This window comes from Paenibacillus faecis (genome assembly GCF_008084145.1).
Taxonomy (GTDB): Bacteria; Bacillota; Bacilli; order Paenibacillales; family Paenibacillaceae; genus Fontibacillus; species Fontibacillus faecis.
In genome coordinates this window covers 182701-200274 of the sequence record NZ_VSDO01000005.1, presented here as the reverse complement: position 1 = coordinate 200274, position 17574 = coordinate 182701, and the positions used below count along the sequence as shown (strand labels likewise).

The window sequence follows — 17574 nt, the reverse complement described above, 5'->3', positions numbered from 1 at the left end:
TCGGCAGCAATGCCGTAACCATTTTACATCCATCAAGCTTTCTTTCTGAAGACAACCTCCTATTCCATTTCGGACAATTCCGTATCGGATTCCATCGTTAGCAGCTCCTTGAACAAAAAAGCAACAAACTCTTCTTCAAGTCCCATGTTCAAAGCTGTCGCTATACATTCGAGCAGTTGTTCCTTGCTAAGCAGCCTTGTGGCAACCCTCCCCCTTATTTCTCGCATTCCATTCTCAGTCTGTTGACTTACGTTTTCCAGTAATCGAGTCAGTCTTGTAATCTCCTTGGAAAGCTGGACCACTTGATTATGGCTCAAGCCGATTTCCTGCCGTTTCCCAAACAATACAGTCTGCGCAGCGATCATGACATGATGCATAACTTTCGACTCCTTTTATCTATAGTAGACATAAAGGAATGTCTGACAAATGAAGCTCCGTGGAAAATTATATCTCAGTGATTTTAAAGATACAATCAATTGAATAGACTGTAGTTTAGGAGTACTCCATCCCTCCGACTGCTTTGATTACACTTTACTTTAGAGAGGGGTTGTGAGAGACGATATGGCTACCTTTGCGCAAATAGTCGGAGCAAAAATTCGCTTATACCGCATGGAGAAAAATTTGACGCAGGAACAACTAGCCGAATCGATCGGCATGGCCGCGACATACCTGGGCCAGATTGAACGCGGCGAAAAAAACGTCAAACTTCAGACGATTGAAAAAATAGCTATGGCATTACATATGAGCGTATACGATCTGTTCAGCAACGATAAAGAAGCCAATCTACACCAGAAAAAATGGTTATGGGCCAGCATCCTCTTATTGCTCAAACACAACGATGCCAAACAGCGGCAAGCTTATCGTATTTTACGAGAATTGTTGGAACCGGCTAACGATGATTCGTAAAAAATGATTCAAGCTATGAAGAAAGCAAGCGGTTGGTACGATCAGCGACCAACCGCTTGCTGCTTATCTAACACGATTCTCTATGTTAAATGGCAAACAAGATCTTTACCGATTTTTGGATAAATATGGTTCATTCGGAACACCTGTTTGGAAGGAGTTGGCGCTTTTTGCGCGAATTATTGGGTATAAAGAAGGATTTTGTCGTAAATCATTTAACTTTATTCAAAAGGGGGGAGTTCTATTTGTAGGTCCTAAGGCTGATCCCTTTCTTTCAGGATCATAAAAAACGAAACGGCAAACCCATTGAAAAATGGGGGCGCAAAACTTCAGGCCTAAGGATGATATCTATGGTAGCTGGGTTGCCGAAATGATGCTTCCGAGCTCAAAGCTGCCCCAAATCGGGGTGGCTTCTTATTTTGATTCTCCAGCAAAGGGAGTAGCCTCGATGCCGAATATCGAACAATTGATTGTACAAAACGATTTTTATCATATGTTCCAGCCCATCTTGGGGTTTCCCGAAAAGAGAATCCTTGGTTACGAGGCCCTCATTCGCAGTAACTCCAATATGAATCCAGATCTTTTATTTCAGCGCGCCATGGAGCAGAACAAGCTGTTCGAAGTCGATTCTTTTTCTATTTTCGAGGCCATTTCAGCTTACTTCGGATTTCCGGGCTCACGGGAACATACCCTGTTATTTATTAACATTTTCCCTTCAACTTTGGTCTCGCCTTTGTTTATCAACTTACTCGACTCCCTTGTCGAGCAATTCGGGCTTTATAGGAACCAAATCGTATTTGAGATTAACGAGTCCATTTATGAGAGTCTTTTATGGAAGAGCGCCTCTTTCAGAGATGCCATCCGTCTGCTGCGTGAACTGAATTTCCTGATTGCCCTGGACGATGTTGGAGATGGAACAACTTCGTTTCGGAATATACTGGACATCTCGCCGGATTTCATCAAAATCGACCGATTCTTTGCATCCGACTTGAGTACATCCAGGAAGAAACAAAAAGTTGTCGCGCTGTTTGCCGAGTACTGCAATGACGAGGCCAATCTGATCCTAGAAGGAATTGAAAAAGAAGAAGATTTGGATACCGCGCTGTCTTTGGGTATCAAGATGGGACAAGGCTATTTATTCGGAAAACCGTATCGGTTAACGTAAACGGTTGAACGTGAAGTCTCACCCGAACATGAAGGAGTAATCAAGATGCAGGATAAACTGAACTATTTCCGGAAAGCAATGCTCTCCTTGAAAATTTCGGAGTTTGAAGTTCCGCCTATGCAGGATTTGTTGATCATCGGGAAAAAAGCCCCGATCGGGCCGGAAGCGGTAAAGCGAATGGCGCAGGCGATATCACCGGAACAATTTACAATCGTTAAACTGGAGCACGCCAAAATTGAAGCGGTCTTGATTCGGAACTCCCTTCTTCAAATGTTGGACGAACGTATGCTGATGCAAATCATATTGGAAGAAGCGGACCGGTTGATCAGCGACAACATGGTTCTTCGTTCCGAACTGAAAATTTCGGTATCAATTCAGCGGGAGGTGGAGTTGCAATGAAGGTGGCGGAATTCATGTCATCCCCGGTCTATACGGTTTCATCCGAAAGAAGCGTCCAGTACGTGTCCGATATGATGAATGAACTTAAAATCGGTTCGCTGGTCGTCACGGATCATGGGACAATCGTGGGGATTGTTACGTCGCGGGATATCCGTTCTTCCCATCCCAATCGCATTGTGGCCGACGCGATGACCCCAGACCCGATCAGCATTTCGCCTGACCAATTTGCTTGGGACGCGCTGGTAATGATGGAGCGGCATCACATTGAACGCCTTCTTGTCGTTCATGAAGATCAGGTAATCGGGATCGTGACCCGCGAGAAGCTTCAAATCAAATTGAACCAACTCGTTGACCCTCTAACGGGACTGTACCGTGCACCTTATATCCAACATATCGGCGAACATTTTCTGAACCGTCGCCAACAATTCCGTTTGCTCTTTATTGATCTCAATAACTTCGGTGAAATCAACAAATTGCATGGGCATCCGGTAGGGGACGATTTTCTTGTCGAGTTCTCCAATCGCTTGCGTGCATTAACGAACGAACAGGATTATGTATGCAGGTATGCAGGGGATGAGTTTATTGTGATTACTTGCCGTAATGAATACGATGGCTTGCAATTGGAAGATGCCCTGTCCCAACCTGTCGTCATTCAAAACGTTGCATTGTCCGCATCGATGGGAGTCATCAACGGCTTTCTCGTACCTGACTTTTTTTCGCTGTCTTTTCGAGAACTGATCAACAGAGCGAGTCTTCTATCCACTTCTTTGAAACAAAAATCTCTTGCATGATGGAGAATTCGACTTTTCGCCAAACTTGAGAGCGGTAAAAAGCGTCAAGCATTCTGACACGCGTCCTAAGCGTAAACAGAAGGTTGGCGCTATTATTTTAAAACGGATGTTCATCCGATCAGAACGTGTCCGACTGTCTCCGCGGTTCAATCCTGCATATTTTTCTTCTTCCATTGTTTTCTGATCCAGGCCACACCGAGCAGCGCCGCGGGAATGCAAACCAATACCGTCAATGCCGAAAAAATGATCGAAGTCGATAACGCATGCGTCAACTCCTGCAGATTGGGCGCGACCCATACGCTCATTAACAGCAGTAAGAAGCCGACAGGGAATACGATTGGCTTGTATTCACGAAGGCTCATCCATTGAGCGGCGCCCATGGCCGTCACATAAAAGAAAACACATATTTTAACAAATGCGCCCAACACCCAAATAGCCATAAAAAGTGACTCCAGATGGGTAAAGAAATCGGCCAGGTTGATGTATCTGGCGACAATCAGGAAAGGATAGGTATAATTTCCCGTTAGGTCCCCCAATAGCAGCAGCGTAACCAGGTTGGATGACACAAGCGTCACAATGACGGCCAGCAAAGTTATCGCCATGCTTTTTTTCACTTTTTCCGCACGGTTTGCAAATGGAATTAAAAACGACACGGTCAGAAATTCGCTGAACCATGCTTGCAAAACAACCGAACCTGAGAGGGAAGGCCCGATACCTTCTCCCATGATCGGCAGCATCTTCAGAATATGAAGATCCGGAAGCAAGGGGATGATCAGAAGCAGAAAGAGCAGCGCAAAAACAGGGATAAATACATCGGCAAATCTCGCGATGATTTCCACGCCGCTGCGAACAACAATGGCACAAACGAGCACCATGCTTCCGGATACAACCAGCAACGGCGTTTGAACAAGAAACGCTCCGACTACAAATTCGCCGTATTCCCGAACGATAATGCCGCTTAAATACAAATAGTACAACAGTATAACCAGCCCGAACACTTTACCCAGCATTCGACCTAATATACGTTCGCTTGACTGAACGAGATTCTCGCCTGGAAACAATGTTTGAAACCCTAACGCAATACCAATCGCGATCAAGCCGCTGAATGCCCACATCGGAGATATCCACAAATCCTGTTTGGCATATTGATACGTAATCGCCGGCGTGCTTAAAATAGCCGTCGGAGTAATCGCCAAATAGATTATTTTTCCGATTTGCGGGGCGGATATTTTTCCTTTTTCAATCATGTTTCACCCGTTCCTTCGTACGGTAAACTTCTCCATCAAGTCGACCAACGGTTTGTAGATAACATCCAGCCATTGCGTAGGGCCCGGCATTTGGGGATCGATCACAAGCAAGATCGCCAAAATCGCACCCAGTCCGGTCAGGGCGCAATAAGCCGTCTTCTCCCGCTTCGTATAAGACGGCATGGAGCGCCAATCATGCAAAACCATCAAAGTAAGCACCGCGGCAACGCCCAGCAGTTTCCCCCAAATCAAGATCATATCATCACCTCTGCGCCGGCTTGAATATGCTTCTGTTGGTCATGCCGGGGCGGACAACCTTGACTTTCGCCTGTACGTTGACTTGCAGATGGGAATAAATTTCGTCCCAGCGATCCTTGTTTCGGTTCCACTCCTTCGGATACTTCCGGTAAAAAGCATCCGCAAAATTGAAAATATCGGCTTTCATCTCTTTTTGCGCCCGTTCTAGCGCCATTTGAATGCGGCGTTTAATATCGTCTTCCAGCTCGCGCTCCAACTCGCTGATATGGTCCGGCACGGACAGATCCAGTTCCGACGTGTTTTCAACGATGTCATCCTGGGTTTCGATTCGAACCGTCAGGCTCCATTCTCCTCCTTTAAGGTGCGGGATCAGATCCGTACGGCTTCTCAGCAATTGTAGCGACACGAGTCCATTGCTCTCGCCTGGGGAAACGGTAACCGTCGCTTTTTTCACTTCGTTTCTCAACCACATGATTCCGCGTGTCTCGGCATCGTTCATGCGGCCGATCATCTTTCCATTTTTCAGAACCGCCGTGCCTTTAATGAATGCGAACGCTGCTTGCTTTCCATCGCCAGGCTTGATTTCGACCCATGGGATGACGGCGGATCTGGATCTGCCCGCCATCATCTCCGCCAATTCTTTCAACGTAATATTCAGACCTGTTTCATTTTCAGCCATTTTACGCAGAGCATGCGAAACCGAGCGTTCAATCGGCGGATCGAGTCCCAGTACTTCCTTGGCAGGACTTTGGCTGACGAAAACATTGGCCCGCTCTCTCGGAATCGGATGCCTCGTCAAAAATTCCAAAGGTTCGGCGAGCCCTTCTTTCGCCAGCTGCTGACCGAATACGAACACCTCGTCCTGGCCCCAAAACACTTTGCGGCTTAACACCTGCTGCAAATGGGATGCCGCATCGGCCATCGATAACCCACGGGAGGAACGAACAACCGATTTGCCGGAACCTCCGCCGGCGTCTGAAGATACGCTGCCCGATTGATCGGAGGATGATGGCGATACCAAATATTGCTTGACGGAAAGCTCCAGTTTCCGATCTTCCGTCAGGTCCAATCCGCCGGCTGTAAGGATCGCCAAATCATTCACTTCCATCCGGTCCCAACATCCGGACAGCAGCACCGCCGAGGCAATCAGCCCCACCATCAACGTCCTCTTTGCGCTCAGCTTCGTCAATCTCCTGTCTCCCCTTTATGCGGGCCCGGGCGTTGACCGCGGGGCTGCCTTATGGGATTCCACGCCCCCGTCATGTGGGGACGTTTGGTCATGAGCCAGCGCGGAGCGCGCCAGAGTACATCGTTCAGGCTGCGCCACTGCATCGGGGCCAGGGGGGCCATATACGGAGCGCCGAACGAACGCAGTTTGAACAGGTGATTCAGAATGAGAATGCCTCCCATAATCAATCCCAGCAGCCCAAGAAAGCCGGCAAGCACCATCATGGGGAACCGCAGCAGCCTGATGGCAATGCCGACGGTAAAACGGGGGGCCATAAACGACGCGACGCCCGTAATGGCCACGACCATTACCATCGGCGCAGAAACGATACCCGCTGCAATGGCCGCCTGACCGATGACCAGCGCTCCGACAATACTGACGGCGGTGCCGATTTGCTTCGGCAGCCGCGCGCCGGCTTCGCGCAGCGCTTCAAACATGGATTCCATCATCAATGCCTCGATAATGGCGGGAAACGGGATTTGATCCCGGGATCTTGCCATTGTAATCAACAAAGCGTTCGGTATCATTTCCTGATGGTAAGTAATAACCGCAACGTAAAAGGACGGCCCCAGCAAAGAGATCAAAAAGAAGAAATAGCGCAGCCAGCGTATTGCGGTACCTACAACAAACCGCTCGTAATAATCTTCCGGCGACTGCAACAAGGAATAGAAGGTAATCGGTGCAATCAGCACGCTGGGCGTACCGTCGATCAAAACGACGACGTGTCCTTCGAGCAAGTAAGCGCTCGCCACATCCGGCCTTTCGGTGGAAAGCAATTGCGGGAACGGGGAGAACGGGTTGTCCTCGATCAGTTCTTCGATGTACACGCTCTCCAAAATGCCGTCGATCTCGATTCGTTGCAGACGGTTCGTCATTTCTTCCACCAAAGCAGGGGCTGCAACCCCCTCCAAGTAGGCGAGCGCAATCTGCGTGCTCGTATAAGTCCCCATGCTCATCGTGACGATTTTGAGATGGGGAGTTCGGATTTTACGCCGCAACAAAGCCGTATTGGTGCGAAGCGACTCGATGAACCCTTCCCGCGGTCCGCGTAACACCGATTCGGCGGACGGCTCGTCGATGGCCCGTTTTTCCCATTTCGGCAAGCCGATCGCCAGTCCGTGAGGCTCACGTTCCATCAGCAATACGGGATTGCCGCCGGATATTTCTTCAAGCACCTTGGCAATCGTATCCACCGGCTTTATCGAGGAGACGGCAATTTTTCCGCGAATGTCTGCCAGCGTGCAATCCATAGGGAAATCCTGTTGCAACGGAGCGAGCACATGTTGATCCACTTCTTCGATATGAGCCAGACCGTCGATGTAAACGAGCACAGCCTCCATGCGATTGCCTATGCAGAACTCGTGAAAAATCACGTCAGAACAACGAGTATACAAGCGCTGAAGCGCCTGAACATTCTCGGCCAGATTTGCGGAAAGAACCTGATCGAGTTGCCGATTTTCTTCCTGATGAGCAAAGCGTTCGGTCTCGCGCTGATTGGAACGCGGGCGGCGGCTCCAAAATCCGTTCGATTTCCCCATGGCGATCCCCTCATGTTTCATTTCCATTTTATTGTTGGCAATTTACCCCCTTTTTATTCAGTGTCGGGGAGGGGGCGCACACATTAAAAAATCCCGATCTCCGTCGGGTGAGGGGATCGGGACTTGCACTCATACTTTGAACTTGCCGACTAACGTTTTCAGGGAATCGGACATTTCGCCAAGCTGGCGAGCGGTTTGCAGCATTTCCTGACTCGTGGCCGCCTGCTCCTCGGTCATGGCCGCAACCTCTTCAGTGAACGAGGCGGTTTCTTCCGTAATTTTCGTAATTTCCCGAATGGAACCTTCAATCGCTTTGCTGCCGGCGGACATCTGTCCCACAGAAGCGGCAACCTCCATGACTTGAACGCTCAAGTTGTTCACTTCGTTCATGATGGCCCGGAACGACTCGCTGGCTTTCATCATGGCCTGAACGCCATCCTTGACGCCATGGCTGTTCTCATTTACTTTCTGGACGAGTCCGTTGATGCCGTTCAACATCACTTCGATGGTTTCATGGATCTCGCGGGTCGAATGCGCAGCCTGGTCCGCCAGCTTGCGGATTTCTCCGGCGACGACGGCAAACCCGCGGCCTTGTTCCCCGGCGCGCGCCGCTTCGATGGCGGCGTTCAGCGACAACAGATTGGTTTGATTGGAGACGTCCTGAATATATCCGACCACATCCCGAATTTTTTCAGACAGCGATGCCAGTTCCGCGGCGGAAGCTTGAATGTCGGAAAACGTTTCTTCGATCTGGCCGATTTTTTCCGCATTTGCCTGCATTTCGCCGGCATTCTCCGTCGCGACGGACTGCGCTCGCTTGGCAAGGTCGGAAACGTCGGTTGTCGTGGCGGCAACCTGCTCCAGTCCCGATACCGTCTCCTGCAAAATCGCCGACATCTCTTCCGTCTGGGATACTTGTTGTTCCGCTCCCTGTGCTACGCGCTGGACAGATTCAGAGATTTGATCGGCGGCTTTGTAGCTCTCGTCTGCGCCAACCTTCAACATGGATGAGGAGCGTTCCAATTCCAGGGTCTTCCCTTGAATATCGGCGATCATGCTCTGGAGACTGGCTAACAGCAAGTTCGTTTGATCCGCCAAATCTTTCGTTTCATCTTTGGTCTTCACTGAAATTCGTTTCGTCAAATCGCCGCCGGAAGAAGCAATTTCTGCGATGGCGTTCCCGACTTTGCGTACGTTCCTGGCCGTCAATGCGCCGGTGAAGTAAGACGAGATAACCGAAACGATGAGTACCAGCAACAGGGAGCCGTACAGTTGCAATCGGAGTTGACCGTTTTTCTTTTCGAGCGCCGACACCCGATTCAACGTGAGCTGTTTTTCGATGGAACGGAACGACGAAAGCTGCTCGCGCAGGGCATCCATATCCTGCTTCCCCGGATCGTCCTGGAAAAATTGCTGGAGTCCCTTGTTGTCATTGGCCTTTTTCAAGGCAATCACTTTCTCGCCGGCGTCTTGAATCCAATGTTCCACATTTTTTTGAATGGCTTTCAAGTTGTCCTGTTGGCTTGGATTGTCGGCAACAAGCTGGAAAAGGGCCTCATAGTGCTTCTGCCAATTGGTTTTGCCGTTGTTGTACGGGTCCAAATATTTGTTTTCCCCGGTTATAATAAAACCTCTTTGACCGGTTTCCATATCTACCAGATCCTTCTCGATGGACTGGGCCAGGCTATGTACTTGCATATCATGATCCGTAATGAATCTCGTTTCCTTCTGGAAGGAAGATAGTTGCCGGGTTACGCTAAGAATGGCGAATACAAAAAAAATGACGACGACGAGAAATCCAAGGCCGATTTTATTTTGGATGCGGTTTAGACGAATGGGTACAGTTTTCATAAATTTGAACGCTCCTTGTTGTAAGTTGAATTCAGAACCGGATTAACGTAAAATGACTTTGTTCAAATCGTTAGGCCTTGTCTGTGAAGCACATGTCAGTCATTGTGGCGGCTTAATTTTTGCTTGTACATTCTCTTGTCCGCCATTCTCAAGAGCTCGCCAAGATCGGCGCTCTCGTCGGGACAAACCGCATAACCGACAGAAAGATACGCGTGCGTCTTCAATTCCTCCAGCGATATCGACAGCGCACTGCCAAGACGTCTCTGGAGCGCTCTGGCTCCTTCTTCGTCGGTGTACGGCACAATGACTACAAATTCATCGCCTCCCCATCGTGCAACATAGTCGTACTTGCTCGTTGTTTTTTCAAGCAGGTTTGACAGTTGACATAACACACGATCTCCGGTTTCGTGAGAGTATGTGTCGTTAATATACTTGAAGTTGTCTACGTCAACATAGAACACGAGCAGTTGTTTTCGCAGCCTTTGAGATCGGCGAACCAGTCTGGGGAAAACGCGCTGAATGAACCCGCGATTATACGCCCCGGTCAAGTCGTCTCTTTGCGAGAGCCGCAACAGCGTATCGAACCGCTTGCCGCACAAGTAGGCCAACGGCAAAAAGACCGCGAGCGACATGGCCACGGCCTTATCCACTGCCTCGTAAGCATACTTAATATGAATGAGCAGAACAGCGACAAGAGAGATAACGGAAACGACAGCCGTAACTCGCCCGATCTTGTACATAAACCCCCGGTTACTTCAACGCTTTGGCCAGCGTCTCCAGAACTTTCTCCCTTTGAAACGGCTTGACGATAAAATCCGCGGCTCCTGACGTAATCGCATCGACAACCCGATCTTTTTGTCCCATTGCGGAACAGATGATGACTCGCGCCATAGGGTCTATTCGTTTTATTTCCTTCAAAGCGGCGATGCCGTCCATTTCAGGCATCGTAATATCCATCGTGACAAGTTCGGGTCTGTACTGCCTAAAAAATTGCACGGCCTCTTTTCCATTCTCCGCTTCCGCTATCACTTCAAAGCCGCAATCCGTTATGATCTCTCTAAGCATCATTCTCATGAACGCCGTATCGTCCACAATCATAATTTTGGCCATGACAACCTCCCTCATGCCAATTACTCAAAAAGGCCTACTGATATGTATAATTATTATACTCGAAATTGGCACTTATTTCATAGTCCGCCGTTTTAAGAATCAGGCAATCAAATTTGTTTGTCGATATCATGATTATTCATCGACAAGAAGGGGCTGACCTCCACCAGAGACCAGCCCCTTCTTGCCGCGTCCTTCTATTCACCAGGTTTAGTAGTCATCAAGCTGTACAGCTTCGTATGCCGCGGGAACTTGTCGGTAAACGGCACAAGGGAGCTGCCTACCTTCATCAATCCATTCCCGGCGTCAACATTGGTAATATAAGAGAGTTGCAGTTCCGAAATATTAAGCAATTCGGCTAGCTCTCTCCGGTCGGTGCTGGCCTGATTCAGCATGACGATAAATTCACTGTTTGCCAGCATGGTGCGGGCCGTATGGCTTTGCAGCAAATCGTCCACGTTCTGCGTAATGCCCGTACAAAAAGCGCCATACTTTCGAACGCGCTTCCAAAGCGTGAACAAAAAGTTGGCGCTGTATTCGTGCTGGAACAGAAGATAGATTTCATCGATTATAATAAACGTATTTTTGCCTCTGGCCCGATTTTGTGTAATCCGGTTTAAGATGCTGTCCAAGACGACCAGCATGCCGATCGGGAGGAGTTGTTTGCCCAAGTCGAGAATATCGTAGCAAATGAGACGGTTATGGACGTTAACATTGGTCGGTTTGGCGAACGTGTTCAGGCTGCCCGAAGTAAACAGTTCGATCGCCAGCGCAATGTCCTGCGCCTCCGGCTCCGCTTGCTTCAGCAATTCCTCACGAAAGTCCTGAAGCGTCGGCGGCTGCCCCTTATAGTTGCTCTGCAAATACTTCCTGTATACGCTGGCAGTGCAACGGTCAATGAGCGACTTTTCCTTGGCTCCCAGCTGATATCCGCCAATCAGCTGCTCGCAAAGCGAGAGGATGAATTCCGACTTGAGAATAATCGGGTTGGCTCCGTCGCCATATTGCCGGTTCATATCCATCGCATTGATATGGTTGGGCGAGGTGGCAGATATATGAATCGTCTCGCCGCCCATTGCGTTTACCAGCGCGGAGTATTCCCGTTCCGGGTCGATCAGGATCATATCGTCGTCGCTGGCCAGCATCTGGTTGACGATTTCCCGTTTCGCGGTAAAGCTTTTGCCGGAACCGGATACGCCGAGAATAAAGCTGTTTCCGTTCAGCAGCTGCTTGCGATTGGCAATAATCATGTTTTTGCTGATCACATTTTGCCCATAGTAAATGCCGCCCGAATGCACGATTTCCTGTGCCCGAAACGGAATAAAGACAGCCGTGCTTTCTGTCGTTAACGTCCGCAGCGCGTGAATCTTCCGCAAGCCGTAGGGGAGCGCCGTATTCAGACCGTCCATTTGCTGATAGGTCAGCGTAGAAAACTGGCACAAATGCTTGCGGGCGGTGGTGAGCAGCGCCTCCGTATCGCTTTCAAGCTGCTCCTTGCTGTCTGCGATGTGGACCATCGTCAGCAGGCCGAACATCATCCGCTGATCGCGGGTGGTCAAGTCGTTCAGAAATTCTTTGCTCTCTTTGCGTTGCTGCTCCATGTCGTAGGGGACCACGGCAGAAAAATTATTGTTTCGGTTTTGTCGCCGCTGCCAGTTGGTGATGTTCGTCTCCACGCCAAGCAAACGGCTCTCCACCTCACGAACGGCCTCGTCAGTCGGAATCGGGATAATATCCAGTGACAGCAGCAAATTCCGGTTCAGGTCACAAAGCTCGGACACCATGCTGTCCTTTATATAGCTGGCGTATTCCCGCAGAAAGATGACGCGGCCAAAAAAGTTGCCCATCCGAAAATGATCTTTTTCAAACTCGAACGTATCCGGGCAAATGTAGTCCTTGAAATCATGACCCTTGCGCATCGTTTCGGACAAATGGAAACGAAAATCCGCTTCCTCGCCGATCCGAAAGAAATCATGGAAAATGCGCAGACGGTCGGTTGCATCCAGTTCGATACATTTGGAACCGAGACGGGAAAAATGCGTCATCAGTTCGGTTCCGACCCTTGCGAAATATTGACGGGCTTCCTCCACATTTTTCTTGACCACAGAAATGGTAACGTACTTTTCCTGAATCGTACCGTTTGCGCCGATGGCCTTTGCGAGCAACATCTCGTTGTACTCCTGCCGGTACACATCTAGATGATCCTCCCGAAGCGGAATCAGAATCGAGCTTTCAAAATCGGCCCGATTCAAACGCCGGTTATGGATTGTAATTTTCGTGGTCGCTCCGCTGTCGAAGGAATTGAGCAACTCGGAATAAGACAAAAACATCGCTTCCTTGTCTTCTCTGGACGCTACGGCGTAGTTGATATCCTCGAACCGATACGATTTGGAGAACTTGTTGCCGACAAAAAAAATCCCGTCCGGCCAGAGGGCGCGAATCGGGATGACTTGCTGAACGCCTTTCGGAATGACAAATCGTTCCTTGTCCTGCTTGATGATGCGTCTGAGCGTTTTAATCATGGCGCTTCATCCTTTCCTGCTCGTAACTATGCATGTTCTTTTTCAGCGCTTCAACATAGACATTGGTCGAATAGAAGACGAAGCGTCTTGGCAGCAGAAATTCCGATTTCACATACGCCCAAAGCAGCTGCTCGGCCGTCATGCCGTGATAGCTGATGAAACCCAAGGCTGCGCAGGGCGCAGCCCCCAAAATGCACATCCAGCTGAGCGTTTCCAAGCCAAAGCGGCCGCGCAGTCCAAAATATAGTCCGATCGCCACGCCAACAGCCAGCACAGAAAAAAAGAACTGCCGCAAGGACAGTCCAAAGTATAAGCTTTCCGTATAATCCCGGATTTCCCGGTTGATTTTCACTTCCATTTAAAGTCCTCCCATAAACGATGCTCACTGTGGTCTACAACTCGGTCCCATCCTCCGGTTGAACCGTTGTTGGCTCTGTCTTTTTCGATCTTGCCAACACCTCATCGCCGGATGGAAGAGGATCGGCCAAAAGCGCAAATACAAGCTGAGCGCCGTCTCGCATGCCTTGCAAATATAACCATTCATTCATAATCGACTGTTTAAAATGGTGCTTATCCTCCCATTCCATAAACGCCGGCAACTGCGTCATATCCACGCCGGAAAACATCGCTTGAAAAGCCGATTCCTCTTCATCGCGACATCTACGCAACTCGGGATGGTGTTCGATCCGAGCCGAAACGTGGTCCAGCCGCCGCTGGATCGCATTTTGAAACCATAACGGAAACTCCATTGACATCCCCCCTCCTTGTGCGAATGCGATCTAGCGCAACTGATGCTCTCGTCCGGACTTCCTTTGAAGCCACTGGACAATCCATTCGTCCACCTTCCGGCTTTGAGCCTGAACCGCCTCATTCTCAAACAGAGGAATTCCCTGATCAAGAGATTTTTTCCCAAGTTCGTTCAACTTTCTTCTTTCCTCCTCCAATTGACCAAGCAAACGTGTCATCGGTCGGCCTCCCCGTGTCTTCATTAGATCGGCGTTCCTGGCTGTCTGAAAGATAGATTACCTCTCTATTTTATTGCGTAAATCGGTTTATTTCATTTTAATGCGATATTCGCATTAAAACAACGATGCACTCACGTACAATTTTGCTTGTAATGTGAGGTGCATACAAATGAAACATCGTAAAGAACCGCCAGGCGACAAAAATATAATCGGCGTGAGAGTCGTTGCCATCCGCAAGGCAAAGGGGATGAAACAGAAGGAGTTTCTCGCCAGACTGCAAACGGCTGGTCTCGACATCAGTCCAACGAGCCTTTCGCGTCTGGAAGGGCAGTATCGGCTTGTTCAGGACTACGAAGTCGTTGCGATCGCCAAAGCGCTGGATGTTTCCGTCCGGGAATTGTTGGGCGAAGAATCGGAATGAAGCTACAGCCCCATCATCTCCCTCACCACCCGGTCCGCCATTTTGACCGTCCCCACGAGCACCAGCATGTTAAAAATCAGCTCGCCGATGTACGTCCACACCATCGTAACCGCGCCAGCGCCTTCATCGACCGCCGGGGGAGCGGAGGCAAAGGCGGAGTAGATGATGCAGGCGAGTATGATAATCGCTCCCTCTAGGCAAGCGGCCGCATACCCTTTGAGAAACGATTTACCGATATTTTGGCTCGGCTCCCCGGCAAAGGAGGAAAGCGGAACGGGAGCGATCGCCGTATATAAGTAGATACGAAAAAAACGTCCGTACACCGAGAGGATCATCACAAAAGACAGCACCGTGATGAACAGACTGCCCAGAAGGGTGACAACCCACAGGGGAATGCTTTGCCAAAAGCCGACATCTTCAATCGCTTTTGCAATGGTGTTCGGCAAAGTCATAGCCTCCGTCCTTCCGAACCCGGAACGTCCCATCATCGTGGAGATGATTCCCTGAACAATGGTAAACAGCGCCATCATGAGCTCCAGCCCGTAGGTAACGACCGCTTTGGCCAGGACAAAACGGATAAACAGCTTGACGGCCATCTCCGGCTTTTTCACTTCGGCAAAATTGCCGGTCGTCTTCACCACGCCGATCACAAAAAACAAGACCAGAAGCGCCAGTCCCGTCGCCTGCAACGCGCCGTGAATGTCGGTAATGACGCGCCAAACGCCGCCGCCCTTGAAGTCGGCCGGCGACTCGGTAACAAGCTGCCAGATTTCGTTCATTTTCTCGTTCCATGTATCGAGCGCATGTTCGAGGTTGTCAATAATCCAACTGTTTTTGGCCATATTCTCACCCCTTTTCTGTAGACGGGGAACGGATAAATCGCCCGTTCCCCTCATGTGCGACTCCCGTTTAACCGGCTATCAGGGTAAGAATTTCCTTCGTGAAGGTAATGATAATTCCGCCGGCGAGCGTCAGGAACCCGTTCGCTCGCTGGGAAGGATCGTGAGACTTGAGCGACAATCCGATCTGCACAATGCCGAAGCCGAGTATGATCATACCGATGGCCCGTATTAATCCGAATATGAAAGTGGACAAATTATTGACCGTCGTCATCGGGTCGCCCTCGGCATAAGCGGTAGAGACGAATACGGTTCCCGTTAACATCAGCATGATGTACAGTGCCAGCAGCCGTTTCTTTTTGAACTTCATTTTCATCATTCCCCTCGTAAAAATAGCGACTCCATGTCTTCTTCCGACAGAAGCTCGTACTCTCCGTTTTCATCAAGCGTCACGGTTCGCCAATCGAGCGCAAGTTCCGTGCCCCCATGCTGGTAGGGAGGACCGTTGCCATCCGTCGTGAGAGCGACATGGGGATGCCTGAGCAAATCGTATTTGTCGTCCTGAACAGGACGCTCGCCGCGAATAAAGAGCAAGGCATGACGGTTATCGAGAAGCCGCACCTCATCGGGCGTCAGCAAGTCGCGGCCGGACAACTGATAGTTGATCGAATAGCTGCCGCTGCGTCCCTTGCTTTGGCCATAGGTGTTCGTGTCGATCGTTTCCTTGCCCAGCAGCTCCGATACGTATTTGTGGGTGGATTGTTCATTGCCGCCCAGGTACAAAAACACATCGCAGTTCCCAACGATCGATTCCCACGACTCCTTGTACAGCGATTTGAGCTGCGCCAAATTTTGCAGGATGATGGAAACCGAAATCTCGCGGCTGCGTATGGTGGAGAGCAGCTTGTCGAATTCATCGGGCAAGGCGACGTTGGCAAATTCGTCCATCACGAAATGCACGTGCACCGGCAAGCGTCCGCCGTGCCGATAGTCGGCCTCGTACATCAGGCATTGGAAAAGCTGGGTGTAAAGCATCCCGACGATGAAGTTGAAACTGCTGTCGTTGTCGGGAATGACGGCAAACAACGCCGTCTTCTTTTCTCCCATGACAGCCAATTCCATTTCATCGACCAAGCTCATTCCGGCGATTGAATGCAAGTTGAACTTCTCCAGCCGAACGCCTAGGCCGATCAATATCGATTTGGCTGTTTTCCCCGCCGCCAGTTTGAAGATGTTGTACTGTTTGACCGCCAAATGCTCCGGGTCGCGCATCGCCAGCCGTTCAAACAACTCGTCCAGCGGACTCTGGTAGGTTTCGTCTTCTTCCCGCACTTCGGCGGCGGCGATCATCTCCATCACCATCGGGAAATTCTGTTCCTCCGGCGGCGCTTCATAGAGCAAATACAAAACGAGCGCCTCCAATAGCGCCGTTTCGGATCGTTCCCAGAACGGGTCGTTCGTGTTGCTGCCCTTCGGCGTCGTATTGCGAATCAGGTTGGTGACCAGTTTCAGCACGTCCTTGTCGTCGTGCAAATAGGCGAAAGGGTTGTAGCCGTGAGAGCGGTGAGGATTGATCAGATCGAGCACCTTGATGTCATACCCTTTGGATTTAAGCAGATGGCCGGTATCCCGCAAGATTTCGCCTTTCGGGTCGAGAACGACGAACGATGTGTTCGCTTGCATGACGTTCGGTTTTGCATAAAACCTTGTTTTGCCGGAGCCGGAACCGCCTACGACGAGCACATTCACATTTCGGCGATGCTTGCGGCCGTCGAGTCCGATGCAAACCTGCTTGGTTAAAATTTTGTTTTGTTCCTGCTGCTTGCTTCGATATTTGGCGCATATGCTTTTCGCCCGGCCCCATCGCGCGCTGCCGTGCTCCTCTCGTCGTCGATAGTTTCGCGGGGAGGCCAAGTAAATACAGACGCCGAGTCCATAGGCCAGCGTAAAAATGAATAGACAGCGCGGCGTATCGTCTACCCACTGAATGTCGAACGGGTGATTGATCGCCGCGCTGAGATGCTCCACAATCGCCGGCAGCCCCCCGGAAAATGCAGGGGCGGTCAGCATCGCCGCCCACAAGACGGGAATTAAAAAAAACGCAAAGAGTATCAAATGACTCCTTGCGGTTTCAACGCGCCTCATGATGGCTCCGTCGCTTATGTTTTTGATAAGGGGCATCAATCGTTTTGAGCAACAGTTCATCGACGGCGTCGGTGGGGCGCTTCTCGCCGATCAAATCGTTTCGCAGCGCATTCAGCGCATGCACCACAATGCCATGCTCGTAATGATCCAGACAAAGAACCCGTTCTTCCTCCCTCACAAGCATTCCCTCCCAAG

General features: G+C 50.2%; 21 protein-coding genes and 1 riboswitch. Of the genes, 5 read left to right on the top strand and 16 right to left on the bottom strand.

The genetic code is table 11. From position 1 onward, the window contains the following. Positions 1-59: 59 nt before the first annotated feature. Entirely contained in the window at positions 60-377 is a 318-nt protein-coding gene (locus FRY98_RS22565) for a hypothetical protein (RefSeq protein WP_148456408.1), read from the bottom strand. A gap of 184 nt (positions 378-561) precedes the next feature. On the opposite strand from FRY98_RS22565, the gene FRY98_RS22560 reads away from it, so the two are divergent. The 4 genes from FRY98_RS22560 to FRY98_RS22545 all read left to right on the top strand — a co-directional run bounded on the left by FRY98_RS22560 (position 562) and on the right by FRY98_RS22545 (position 3258). Further along, the gene (locus tag FRY98_RS22560) at positions 562-906 is read left to right on the top strand and encodes a helix-turn-helix domain-containing protein (protein ID WP_148456406.1); all 345 of its coding nucleotides are present in this window, start codon (positions 562-564) and stop codon (positions 904-906) included. A gap of 283 nt (positions 907-1189) precedes the next feature. After that, positions 1190-1273, top strand: a riboswitch (cyclic di-GMP riboswitch). Positions 1274-1351: 78 nt separating this feature from the next. Further along, positions 1352-2068, top strand: a complete 717-nt coding sequence (locus FRY98_RS22555) for an EAL domain-containing protein (RefSeq protein ID WP_148456404.1) — start codon at positions 1352-1354, stop codon at positions 2066-2068. 45 nt (positions 2069-2113) lie between these two features. Further along, positions 2114-2467, top strand: a complete 354-nt coding sequence (locus FRY98_RS22550) for a hypothetical protein (RefSeq protein ID WP_148456402.1) — start codon at positions 2114-2116, stop codon at positions 2465-2467. Beyond that, positions 2464-3258, top strand: a complete 795-nt coding sequence (locus FRY98_RS22545) for a GGDEF domain-containing protein (protein ID WP_148456399.1) — start codon at positions 2464-2466, stop codon at positions 3256-3258. The genes FRY98_RS22550 and FRY98_RS22545 overlap by 4 nt, the downstream gene beginning before the upstream one ends. Before the next feature lie 146 nt (positions 3259-3404). On the opposite strand, the gene FRY98_RS22540 is transcribed toward FRY98_RS22545, so the two are convergent. From FRY98_RS22540 to FRY98_RS22490, 11 genes are all read right to left on the bottom strand, one after another. Next, positions 3405-4505 carry a GerAB/ArcD/ProY family transporter gene (locus tag FRY98_RS22540; protein WP_148456397.1) on the bottom strand — a complete coding sequence of 367 codons (1101 nt, stop codon included), beginning with the start codon at positions 4503-4505 and terminating at the stop codon, positions 3405-3407. Between the two features lie 3 nt (positions 4506-4508). Beyond that, the gene (locus tag FRY98_RS22535; protein ID WP_246062954.1) at positions 4509-4763 is read right to left on the bottom strand and encodes a hypothetical protein; all 255 of its coding nucleotides are present in this window, start codon (positions 4761-4763) and stop codon (positions 4509-4511) included. Between the two features lie 4 nt (positions 4764-4767). Next, entirely contained in the window at positions 4768-5952 is a 1185-nt protein-coding gene (locus FRY98_RS22530) for a Ger(x)C family spore germination protein (protein WP_246062953.1), read from the bottom strand. Then, positions 5949-7529 carry a spore germination protein gene (locus FRY98_RS22525; protein ID WP_148456395.1) on the bottom strand — a complete coding sequence of 527 codons (1581 nt, stop codon included), beginning with the start codon at positions 7527-7529 and terminating at the stop codon, positions 5949-5951. Before FRY98_RS22525 ends, FRY98_RS22530 begins: the two co-directional genes overlap by 4 nt. Before the next feature lie 129 nt (positions 7530-7658). After that, entirely contained in the window at positions 7659-9380 is a 1722-nt protein-coding gene (locus FRY98_RS22520; RefSeq protein WP_148456393.1) for a methyl-accepting chemotaxis protein, read from the bottom strand. Positions 9381-9475: 95 nt separating this feature from the next. Next, positions 9476-10120 (bottom strand): GGDEF domain-containing protein, encoded by a 645-nt coding sequence (locus tag FRY98_RS22515; RefSeq protein WP_148456391.1) that lies wholly within the window; start codon positions 10118-10120, stop codon positions 9476-9478. Between the two features lie 10 nt (positions 10121-10130). Continuing rightward, a complete protein-coding gene (locus FRY98_RS22510; RefSeq protein WP_148456389.1) occupies positions 10131-10490 on the bottom strand; it encodes a response regulator in 360 nt (119 codons plus the stop codon). A 194-nt stretch (positions 10491-10684) separates the two neighbouring features. Next, positions 10685-13009 (bottom strand): VirB4-like conjugal transfer ATPase, CD1110 family, encoded by a 2325-nt coding sequence (locus tag FRY98_RS22505; protein WP_148456387.1) that lies wholly within the window; start codon positions 13007-13009, stop codon positions 10685-10687. Continuing rightward, complete coding sequence (locus FRY98_RS22500) at positions 13002-13367, bottom strand: PrgI family protein (protein ID WP_148456385.1); 366 nt, start codon at positions 13365-13367, stop codon at positions 13002-13004. Before FRY98_RS22500 ends, FRY98_RS22505 begins: the two co-directional genes overlap by 8 nt. Before the next feature lie 34 nt (positions 13368-13401). Next, positions 13402-13758, bottom strand: a complete 357-nt coding sequence (locus tag FRY98_RS22495) for a hypothetical protein (RefSeq protein WP_148456383.1) — start codon at positions 13756-13758, stop codon at positions 13402-13404. Between the two features lie 30 nt (positions 13759-13788). Next, entirely contained in the window at positions 13789-13974 is a 186-nt protein-coding gene (locus tag FRY98_RS22490) for an aspartyl-phosphate phosphatase Spo0E family protein (RefSeq protein ID WP_127486765.1), read from the bottom strand. 169 nt (positions 13975-14143) lie between these two features. Here FRY98_RS22490 and FRY98_RS22485 point away from each other — a divergent pair, with 169 nt between their 5' ends. After that, positions 14144-14395, top strand: a complete 252-nt coding sequence (locus FRY98_RS22485) for a helix-turn-helix domain-containing protein (RefSeq protein ID WP_054819090.1) — start codon at positions 14144-14146, stop codon at positions 14393-14395. A 2-nt stretch (positions 14396-14397) separates the two neighbouring features. On the opposite strand, the gene FRY98_RS22480 is transcribed toward FRY98_RS22485, so the two are convergent. The 4 genes from FRY98_RS22480 to FRY98_RS22465 form a co-directional block, all read right to left on the bottom strand. After that, positions 14398-15237: a VirB6/TrbL-like conjugal transfer protein, CD1112 family gene (locus tag FRY98_RS22480; protein WP_148456381.1), complete on the bottom strand. Its 840-nt coding sequence runs from the start codon at positions 15235-15237 to the stop codon at positions 14398-14400. A 67-nt stretch (positions 15238-15304) separates the two neighbouring features. Continuing rightward, complete coding sequence (locus tag FRY98_RS22475) at positions 15305-15604, bottom strand: glutamyl-tRNA amidotransferase (RefSeq protein WP_425454001.1); 300 nt, start codon at positions 15602-15604, stop codon at positions 15305-15307. Positions 15605-15609: 5 nt separating this feature from the next. Further along, entirely contained in the window at positions 15610-17379 is a 1770-nt protein-coding gene (locus FRY98_RS22470) for a VirD4-like conjugal transfer protein, CD1115 family (RefSeq protein ID WP_148456379.1), read from the bottom strand. Beyond that, positions 17366-17557 carry a hypothetical protein gene (locus tag FRY98_RS22465; protein ID WP_148456377.1) on the bottom strand — a complete coding sequence of 64 codons (192 nt, stop codon included), beginning with the start codon at positions 17555-17557 and terminating at the stop codon, positions 17366-17368. Before FRY98_RS22465 ends, FRY98_RS22470 begins: the two co-directional genes overlap by 14 nt. Between the last annotated feature and the right edge of the window lie 17 nt (positions 17558-17574).